General features: G+C 61.5%; 9 protein-coding genes. 1 reads left to right on the forward strand and 8 read right to left on the reverse strand.

Annotated features, from left to right (window positions below; translation table 11 throughout):
• The 7 genes from U0988_RS05295 to radA all read right to left on the reverse strand — a co-directional run.
• Positions 1-550, reverse strand: a 550-nt coding sequence (locus U0988_RS05295) for an aminoacyl--tRNA ligase-related protein (protein ID WP_416172366.1), incomplete at its 3' end; no start/stop codon positions are given.
• Positions 551-629: 79 nt separating this feature from the next.
• Positions 630-1196: a polyhydroxyalkanoate synthesis repressor PhaR gene (phaR, locus tag U0988_RS05300; protein ID WP_322291596.1), complete on the reverse strand. Its 567-nt coding sequence runs from the start codon at positions 1194-1196 to the stop codon at positions 630-632.
• A gap of 80 nt (positions 1197-1276) precedes the next feature.
• Positions 1277-2329, reverse strand: a complete 1053-nt coding sequence (gene alr, locus U0988_RS05305; protein WP_322291597.1) for an alanine racemase — start codon at positions 2327-2329, stop codon at positions 1277-1279.
• Complete coding sequence (locus U0988_RS05310) at positions 2322-3989, reverse strand: MFS transporter (RefSeq protein WP_322291598.1); 1668 nt, start codon at positions 3987-3989, stop codon at positions 2322-2324. The genes alr and U0988_RS05310 overlap by 8 nt, the downstream gene beginning before the upstream one ends.
• 66 nt (positions 3990-4055) lie before the next feature.
• On the reverse strand, positions 4056-4496 hold the full coding sequence (locus U0988_RS05315; RefSeq protein ID WP_322291599.1) for an iron-sulfur cluster assembly scaffold protein: 441 nt from the start codon (positions 4494-4496) through the stop codon (positions 4056-4058).
• Positions 4493-5020, reverse strand: coding sequence for a CvpA family protein (locus U0988_RS05320; RefSeq protein ID WP_322291600.1), 528 nt, complete (start codon positions 5018-5020; stop codon positions 4493-4495). The genes U0988_RS05315 and U0988_RS05320 overlap by 4 nt, the downstream gene beginning before the upstream one ends.
• Positions 5021-5035: 15 nt before the next feature.
• On the reverse strand, positions 5036-6436 hold the full coding sequence (radA, locus tag U0988_RS05325; RefSeq protein WP_322291601.1) for a DNA repair protein RadA: 1401 nt from the start codon (positions 6434-6436) through the stop codon (positions 5036-5038).
• Positions 6437-6505: 69 nt separating this feature from the next.
• Here radA and U0988_RS05330 point away from each other — a divergent pair, with 69 nt between their 5' ends.
• Positions 6506-8827 carry a patatin-like protein gene (locus U0988_RS05330; RefSeq protein WP_322291603.1) on the forward strand — a complete coding sequence of 774 codons (2322 nt, stop codon included), beginning with the start codon at positions 6506-6508 and terminating at the stop codon, positions 8825-8827.
• A gap of 24 nt (positions 8828-8851) precedes the next feature.
• Here the strand turns inward: U0988_RS05330 and dnaJ are convergent.
• Positions 8852-9753: molecular chaperone DnaJ (dnaJ, locus tag U0988_RS05335; RefSeq protein WP_322291602.1), on the reverse strand; the 902-nt coding region annotated here is incomplete at its 5' end.

Below are 9753 nucleotides of genomic sequence, written 5' to 3' on the forward strand. Positions count from 1 at the left end.
CCATCGCATCCGTTTCGTTCTCGTGCGCGGTATGGCCTTCCTGCCAGAGGAATTCCGAGGTGCGCAGGAACATGCGGGTGCGCATTTCCCAGCGCACGACATTGGCCCATTGGTTGACCATGATCGGCAGGTCGCGCCAGCTCTGCAGCCAGCGTGAAAAAGCGGTGCCGATCACCGTTTCCGATGTGGGGCGCACGACCAGCGGTTCTTCGAGCTTGGCTTCAGGATCGACGACCAGCGCGCCGTCCTCCATCTTCAGCCGATGGTGCGTAACGACCGCCATCTCCTTGGCAAAGCCTTCGACATGCTCCGCCTCGCGCTCGAAATTGGACAGCGGGATGAAGATCGGGAAGTAGCAATTGTCGTGCCCGGTGGCCTTGATCCGGTCGTCCATCAGGCGCTGGATACGCTCCCAGATGCCGTAGCCCCACGGCTTGATGACCATACAACCGCGGACACCGGATTCCTCCGCCAGATCCGCAGCGGAGATGACCTCCTGATACCAGGCGGCAAAATCATCGGCGCGGCGCGCGGTCAGGGCGTGACGGATATTGGACAAGGAAGTTCCGTTCAGGATTAGGCGGAAAAAAGTGCAGTTAATGCACGGTTGCACAAGGTCAAGCGCGCACCTATTTGCTCAGTTCGTCCAGTTTCTTCTGCATGGCCGCCATCTGCTGGCGGAGTTCGGTAAGCTCCGTTTTTTCGTCAGTTTGTGCCGGTCCGTCGGTTTTTGCCGGTTCGCCGGCAGTGCCCGGCATGAACGCCTTTGTCGCGGCGCGCATCATGGCCATGTTGCTTTCCGCCAGCTTCGCCAGCGGGTTGTTGCCGATGTTGGTGCGCAGCGCTTCGTGCAGTTTCGCCTGGTTCTCGCGAAAGTTGACCATTGCTGCTTCGAGGTAGTGCGGCATCATGGATTGCATCGAATTGCCATACATCCCGATCAGGTCGCGAAGGAAGCTGACCGGCAGCATATGTTCGCCGCTCGCTTCTTCCTCCATGATAATCTGGGTCAGGATGGAATGCGTGATGTCGTCGCCGCTTTTCGCATCCAGGACTTTGAAATCCGTTCCTGCGCGCGTCATTTTCGACAGATCGTCAAGCGTGATGTAGCTCGACGAGCTTGTATTATAGAGCCGCCGGTTGGCGTATTTCTTGATTATGACGGTATCACCGTCCTTTTGATCACGCTTGGCCATGCAGGAACCCTGTTTCTAACTATACGAGAACTCATAGCAGTTGCAGCATGTGCAGTGCAACATATTCGCCAGGCGCTCTGTCAGCGGCGGTATCTCGGACCCAGGGTAGTTAGCAGTTCATATTGCGACAAGCCGCTGGTTCGTGATGCTTCGGGTAAGTCGAAGGGGATTTCGACCCAATCCCCCTCGCGCAGATGCGGCGCAGCAGAAATGTCGATGACGACCATATCCATCGACACCTTGCCGAGCAGCGGCAGACGCGCGCCGCCCGATGCCAGCGCACCCTTTCCGGTCCAGCATCGCAGGAACCCGTCTGCATAACCCAGGGAGACGACGCCCACGTCCATCTTTCGGGTTGCGGTGAAGACCGCATTATATCCTACAGTATCGCCGGGATTGAGCTGACGCCGCTGCAGGATAGCCGCTTCGGGCTTTGCCACCGGAGCAATCCGGCCAGCAAGTTCGGGCCGCGGAACGCCGCCATACAAGGCTAGCCCGGGACGGGTCAGGCCGAAGGCATATTCCGGTCCAAGCGCGATCCCCGCGCTGTTGGCCAGACTGAGCCTCCGTGCCGGTATTTGCTGCGCGGCCTGTCTGAACCGCTGAAGCTGCACGGCGTTGAGGTCGCTGTTCTCGTCCGCCGAGGCCAGATGCGACATCAGAACATCGATCTCGAGATTGTGCAGGGCCGGATCGCCGATTTCCGACAGCGACAGCCCCAGGCGGTTGATCCCGCTATCGATCATTACATCGCAAAGCCCGCCGCCGGTATTTAGCCACAGACGGACCTGATGGAGGCTGTTGAGGACTGGTTTTACGCCCGTAGTGCGAGCGAATGCGGCATCGGCCTCATTGAGCGGACCATGCAGGACTGACACCGTTTCCGGGGCGGCGTGTTTTATCACCGCGGGAACCTCGCTCCAATGTGCCACGAAGAAACTGCGCGCACCTGCTTCGAGCAAAGTCGGGACTACGCTCGTCACCCCCAGTCCGTAGGCGTTTGCCTTGACCGCCGCTCCCGCTTCGGCCGAGCCGGAGAGCCGGTCCAGCAACCGCCAGTTTTCCGCCAGCGCATGATGGTCCAGCCCCAGCCGCAAGGTCGGCGGGGGAAGCTCGGCCGATGGGTCAGGCATTATCGCTGAAATCGCGCGGCGGCCCACCCTGGATGCCCCACCAGGCAACGAGCATTCCGAACCCGACGACGGCCCAGGTGTACCATAGTCCTGCATAGGCGTTACCGGTCGTCGCGATGATGTAACCGGCGATCAGGGGAAGAAATCCGCCAAGATAACCCGCACCGATATGGTAGGGGATCGACATCGAGCTGTAGCGGATGCGCGCCGGGAACATTTCGCACAGCAGCGCCGCCACCGACCCGTAAGTAAGCGCAGACAAGCTGCCCAGAACTATCAGCAATGCGACGATGCCGAGGATGTTCTGCAGTGGCGGAGTTTGTCGTTCGAAGCTGTACCCCTGTTCCTGGAGCAAGCTCTGGACATAGGGTTTGCGCTCCGCCGCGCCGAGATCGACGCCCTCGGAAAGATCGTACTGCGCCGCGCCTACATTGAGGTTGACCGGCGTCTTGCTCGGACCGGCGGTTACCGCATCCAGTTGCCGCACGGTGTACGGGATGCCCAGCGATGTCAGATCCTGCAGCAGCTTGCCGCAATCCGTGTCCTGATCGTTGGCGAAAGGATTATAGTCGCACGCCATCCCGGTGACCACGACAGGCGCATTGCTCGCACTCGCCCGGAGTCCCGGATTGGCAAGCGCTCCGATGCCCCAGAAAATCGGAAACAGCAGCAACAGCGTCAGCCCGGCCCCGATCATGATCGGCTTTTTGCGGCCCACCCGGTCGGACCATTTGCCTACGACCACATAGAAGCCGAGCGAAAGGGACCCGGCGACCAGCAAAATGATTTCCACCAGGCCTTCGTTCATCCGCATCGGGCCGCGCAGGAACGATAGTCCGGAGAAGAACGCAGTGTACCAGATCACGGTCAGAATGCCGGTCACGCCGAACAGGGCGACGAAAATGCGCTTGGGATTGCCCGGATAGGTGAAACTTTCGATGAACGGGTTTTCCGCCGTTTCGCCAGCTTCCTTCATCGCCTGGAAGACCGGGCTTTCCGACAGCTTAAGCCGCATCCACAGCGACAGGGCGAGCAGGATGATCGAAAGCAGGAACGGCACCCGCCAGCCCCAGGCCGCGAACTCCTCTGCCGGAATCAGGAACCGGCATATCAGGACGACGGCGATACTGAGCACGAACCCCCCCGCCACGCTGGCCTGGATAAAGCTGGTATAAAGGCCGCGCTTGTCCGGCGGTGCGTGTTCGGCGACATAGATTGCCGCGCCGCCATATTCACCGCCCAGCGCAAGGCCCTGCAGGATTCGAAGCAGAATCACGATGATCGGCGCGGCGATGCCGATCGTGGCGGCGTTGGGGATCAGACCCACCCCGGCGGTCGCGATGCCCATCAGGGTTACCGTCACCAGAAACGTGTATTTGCGCCCCAGCTTGTCGCCTAGATAGCCGAACAGGATCGCGCCAAGCGGACGGAACCCGAAGCCGACGGCAAAGCCGGCCCAGACCAGCAGCATTTCCAGCGTTTCATTGTCCGAGGGAAAGAACGCCGCCCCGATCAGGGCAGCCAAGGTCCCGTAAATGAAGAAATCATACCATTCGAACACCGTTCCTGCAGAGGAGGCGGCGATGACCAGCCGGATTTCCTTGGCCGTGGGGTTGTGGGCTGTTTCGGGCAATGCACCCGTGGCCGCAATCTCGCTCATGGTGCCTTCATTCCCCCGGGCTTCAACTCCGCCCCGCACTTTGCTTGCGGGCTACAAGGCGCCGCTTTAGCCCGCTTGTCCGGCCTTGCAAAGCGCGGTGGCGGCGGCCTTCCACGGTAAAACTATGGCCCCGTGCCGGCCGCTGTGATGGCGCGCTGGCACAAGTGCCGCCAATCCGGGCCATGCGGGCAGATCGCCCGCCTTGCCCAACCACAGTTCAAGCTGCTTCAGCGCTTCCGCGATATTCTCGGCTGTCCTGCCCACGGCTCCCTTTGCAAAAATCGCCGCCGAGGCCTGTCCCACCGCGCAGGCCGTAACCCGCAATCCGACGGTTTCGATGCGGCGTTCCCCGTCGATCGCCAAGGCGAGTTCCAGACTGCTCCCGCATGTCCGCGAACGGGCTTCGCCGATTAGCGGAAGCGCCGGATTGTAGGGATAATTCGCCAGATTCACCGCCAGCGCCAGAAGTTCGGGAGTATAGAGCTTCGTCGGGCTGGAGAGGCTCATCGCTCTGGAACGGCAACATCGTCGCTGCGCAATTGGGCGCGCCGCTCCTCGATCATTTTGACCAGCGCTTCCGCCCCGGCATCTACCAGAGTGTAGGACCGCGCCGTGGTAATCCATGTCGGCCGACCGGCGACGCCCCACACGGTATCGTAACCCAGGACCAGGAGCGAGAACGCCAGAACCACGATGATGCCGCCCTTGATCGCGCCGAAGCCGAAGCCCAGAACCCGGTCGATCGGTCCAAGAACGGAACTGCGGGAGGCAGAACCGGCCCGTCCGGCAATCAGCTTCATCCCGGCATAGGGAATCAGCAACAGCAAGGCGAAAGCGAGCACTGCCGCCCCCGACGGCGTCCCGATCTTGGGCTCGAACCACTCTGCTAACGGCGTGTGGAGATAATGAATTGCAAAAACCGCGAGCATCCACGCGGCAAGCGACAACACTTCCTGAACCAGCCCGCGCAAGAATCCGCCCGCAGCGGCCACGCCAACGATAATCAGAACGATGATATCAAAACCGGTCATGCGCTCAGGCCTGATTTATGCGGACGACATTATCTGGTCCACAAGATTGCTGAGTTGATAGAGCGTTTGGTAGTTAAATCTAGGTGAATTCGCGGCCGGTTTGCCAAACTCTGCGGTTTCCTGTGTGCCGGATGCAACAGGACCAAATCCCTTGTCGAAGCCCAATTTGGCAGATTCCCGCAGACGCAGTCCCGCATGGGCAACCGGACGAATCTCCCCGGCCAGTGAAATCTCCCCGAACCAGGCGCTGCCCGACGGCAACGGCTTGTCGGCGAGCGCGGAGACCAGCGCAGCGGCGACTGCGACATCGGCCGCCGGGTCGGACAGGCGGTATCCGCCCGCGACATTGAGATAGACTTCCGCGGAACTGAAATTCAGGCCGCAGCGCGATTCCAGCACCGCCAGCAGCATCGCGAGGCGGCCGCTGTCCCAGCCGACAACCGCCCGCCGCGGCGTAGCGCCGCTCTGCAGGCGTACGATCAGCGCCTGGATTTCCACCAGCACCGGACGGGTCCCTTCCAGCGCGGGGAACACCGAACTCCCCGCCAACGGTGCCTCCCTGCCCGACAGGAACAGCATGGAGGGGTTGGACACTTCCTCCAGCCCTGCCCCGGCCATGGCGAACACCCCGATTTCGTCCACCGCGCCGAACCGGTTCTTGAGCGCCCGCAATATCCGGTACTGGTGGCTGCGTTCGCCTTCGAAGCTCATCACCACGTCAACCATATGCTCCAGCACGCGGGGCCCGGCGATCGAGCCGTCCTTGGTGACATGGCCCACCAATACCAACACCGTTCCGCGTTCCTTGGCAAAGCGGATCAGTTCGAACGCGCAGCCGCGTACCTGGCTGACCGTGCCAGGTGCGCCTTCGATCGTGTCGGAATGCATTGTCTGGATCGAATCGGTCACCAGCAGCGCAGGCGGTTCCATGTCGTTGAGGGTGGTCAGGATGTCCCGGACCGATGTTGCCGCCGCCAGTTTGATCGGCGCATCGGCAAGGCCAAGCCGCGCCGCCCGCAGGCGCACCTGGCCCGCAGCTTCCTCTCCGCTGACGTAAACGGTCTCTCCGCCGGCTCTCGCGATCTTCGCGGCGGCCTGCAGAAGCAGGGTGGATTTTCCGATACCTGGATCGCCGCCCATCAGGATTGCGGAACCCGGTACCAGGCCCCCGCCCAATGCGCGGTCGAATTCCGCCAGTCCCGTGGGCCGGCGCTGCAGCACTTCCCCCGGTGCATCCAGCGCAACGAATCGGACCGACCGCCCACCGCTCGACAGATCATGCTTCAGCGAAAACACCGTCGCCGGAACGTCTTCCGAAAGCGTGTTCCATTCTGCGCAATCCGCACATTGACCCTGCCAACGGTGCGAAACCGATCCGCAAGCTTGGCAGATGTAGCGCTTCTTTGTCTTGGCCATGCCTTGCAATAGTTAGAACATACATAGAACGCAATTGCCATTCCGAAAAATGCCGGTCACAAGGAAATGATGCGGCAGAAGGAACTCAGGATTGCGCTGGTGTGCTATGGCGGGGTCAGCCTGGCGGTCTACATGCACGGCGTTACCAAGGAAATCTGGAAGCTGGCGCGCGCCAGCCGTGCCTTCCACGACGGCACACCGCCCGCAGAAGGGGTTCAGGGCGTCTACCGCGACTTGCTCATGCAGATCGAAACCGAATACGGGCTGAAACTGCGGATTTTGCCTGATATCCTCTCGGGTGCGAGTGCAGGCGGGATCAATGCAGTCTTCCTTGCCCAGGCAATCCACTCTGGCCAGTCGCTGGAACCGTTGACCGATTTGTGGCTGGATATGGCCGATGTCGAAAAGCTGCTCGATCCCGACGCCCGGCCGCTCTGGCGGTTTGCAAAATTCTGGGCGCAGCCGATTGCATGGTGGCTGTTAAAGCAGGCCGGTAGCGAGGTGTCGGAAAGCGTTGCGCCCGAAACCCGCAGCGAAGTGCGGCGCAAGGTATCGCGGTTCATTCGCGGGCGCTGGTTCGAACCGCCCTTTTCCGGTGCAGGTTTTTCTGCCCTGTTGCACCAGGCGCTGGAGACGATGGCGGAAATCCCGCCGGAAAAGCCGCTGTTGCCCCCAGGCCACCCGATCGACCTGTTCGTTACCGCAACCGACTTCCACGGCTATACGGAGCTGCTGCGGCTTAACAGTCCGGCGCTGGTGGAGGAAAGCGAGCACCGGATGCCGATCGATTTCACCGCTGCGGTCCCGTTTGGTAGCGGTCATGATCTGGCGAACCGGCTCGAACTGATCTTCGCCGCGCGCGCAACGGCCAGTTTCCCCGGAGCCTTTCCGCCGCTGAAGATCGACGAAATCGACCAGTTGGCGACCAACAAAGACCGCGAGTGGCCGGGCCGGCAGGCGTTCCTGGACCGCGTCATGCCCGCCCACGTGAAGTCCGGCAGCACCGGCCATGTCGCCCTGATCGATGGCTCGGTGCTGGTCAACGCGCCATTCGCCGGGGCCATCCAGGCCCTGCATGGCCGGCCATCGCAGCGCGAAGTCGACCGGCGATTTGTCTATATCGATCCCAGCCCCGATGGGTTCGGATCGCCTGACGATCGCCTCGATCAATCCGTGGGCTTTTTCAGGGCGATCCTGGGTTCGCTTTCGACGATACCTCGCCAGCAGCCGATTCGGGATAATCTTGAAGTGCTCAGCCAGCAATCGAGGGAAGCGGACCGGATGCGCAATCTGATCAGTACGCTCCGGCCGGAGGTCGAACGCAATGTCGAGCGTTTATTCGGGCGAACCCTGTTCTTTGACAAGCCGACGCCCCGGCGACTCAAGGCATGGCGCAACCGGGCGCAGCAATCGGCAGCAGAAGCAGCGGGTTTTGCCTTCCATTCTTACGCGCAAACAAAATTTGCGGCGATCGTGGAAAATCTGGCACAATTGGTGCGCGATGCCGCACCTGACCCGGCGTCGGCAGATGCACAGCCGATTGCGCACCGTTTGCGCGTGGCGCTGGAAGATCGCGGGCTATCCAGCCTGATCGGTGCCGGTGGCGGGGCAAGCGAGGAAGCAATCGGATTCTTCCGTGCATACGACCTGGGTTTTCGCGTGCGCCGCCTTCGGTTGCTATCCCGCCGCCTGGCGCGAGACTGGGAATCCGATCCTGACATTTCCGATAGTGCGCTGGAGCAGGCGCGAGAGGCCATTTTCGAGATACTCTCGCTTTATTTTGCCCGGGGCAGCGCGAAGCAGCTGGGGGAAGAGTTCACGAAGCTGGCAGAAGGGGTGATGGACGAGCCGGGAGCATTGCTGGATTGGCTGTGTCAAATCCGCTCGCTGCCCCAGGTGGATGCCCAGGCCGAAGAAATGTTCGCTGCCGCGCTGGAGCAGATGCCGAAGAACCTGCGCCGGAGGATGCTGCTGACCTACCTTGGTTTTCCCTATTACGACATCGCAACATTGCCCTTGCTGCACAACGAAGGGCTGACCGAATTCGACCCGATCAAAGTCGACCGGATCTCCCCTGACGATGCCCTTTCGATCCGCGACGGCGGGACCAGGGCGACCCTGCGGGGGACCGAACTGTACAACTTCGGGGCGTTCTTCAGCCGTGCCTATCGCGAAAACGATTACCTTTGGGGACGCCTGCACGGCGCGGAGCGGCTGATCGACCTGATCTGTTCGACGAGCGAATGCACCGTCGACCAGAAAATTTCGCGCGCGTTCAAACGGCGGGCGTTTCTGGCCGTTCTGGACGAGGAACAGGTACGGCTGACCGCGAGCCCGAACCTTGTCGATTCGATACGCAACGAAGTTCTGGAGAAATTTGCGGACGGATAGGGTCAACCGTCGCCGCATTTCACCTTAGCCCGAGAACGCGTCTTTCACCTTGGCAAAAAAGCTGCGGCCTTCGGGACATTCATCGCCCGTTTCGGTGTCGCGAAACTGCTGAAGGATTTCCTTCTGCGCCTTGGTCAGCTTGGTCGGCGTTTCGACCGCAATCTCCACCACCAGGTCGCCGCGGCCGCGGCCCTGCAGCACGGGCATCCCTGCACCGCGCTGGCGCAATTGCTTGCCGGACTGGATACCGGGCGGGATTTCGATAGTGTTGGTTTGCCCGTCGAGATCGGGAATCTCGACCGATCCGCCCAGCGCCGCCGTGGTGAAGCTGATCGGCACCCGGGTCAGCAAGGTGGTGCCTTCGCGCTGGAACACCCCGTGCGGGCGGATATGGATAAAGATATAGAGGTCGCCCGGAGGTGCGCCGCGCGGTCCGGCCTCACCCTTACCGGACAGGCGGATGCGGGTCCCGGTATCCACCCCGGGCGGAACATCTACCTGCAGCGTCTGCGGCAGGTCGAGCCGACCTTCCCCGCGGCAATCCCGGCACGGATCTTCGATCACTTCACCGCGGCCATGGCAATTGGGACATGGACGTTCGACTACAAAGAAACCCTGCTTTGCCCGTACTTTACCGTGGCCTTTGCACAAATTGCATCCGCGCGTGCCGGTGCCGGGTGTGGCGCCCGAACCCTGACAGGTGGTGCAGGTCTGGGACACTTCGATCTCGATTTCGCGAATCTTGCCGTGGAAGGCTTCTTCCAGCCCGATTTCCATATCGTAGCGCAAGTCGGCGCCCCGTCGCGGCTGCTGACGGCCGCCGCCGCCGCCGAACGCGCTGCCGAATATCGTTTCGAAAATATCGCCGATATCACCGAAATCACCCTGATGTGCTCCGCCATTTCCGCCATTCATGCCCTGCTGGA

Source organism: Allopontixanthobacter sp. (assembly GCF_034376665.1).
Classification (GTDB): Bacteria; Pseudomonadota; Alphaproteobacteria; order Sphingomonadales; family Sphingomonadaceae; genus Allopontixanthobacter.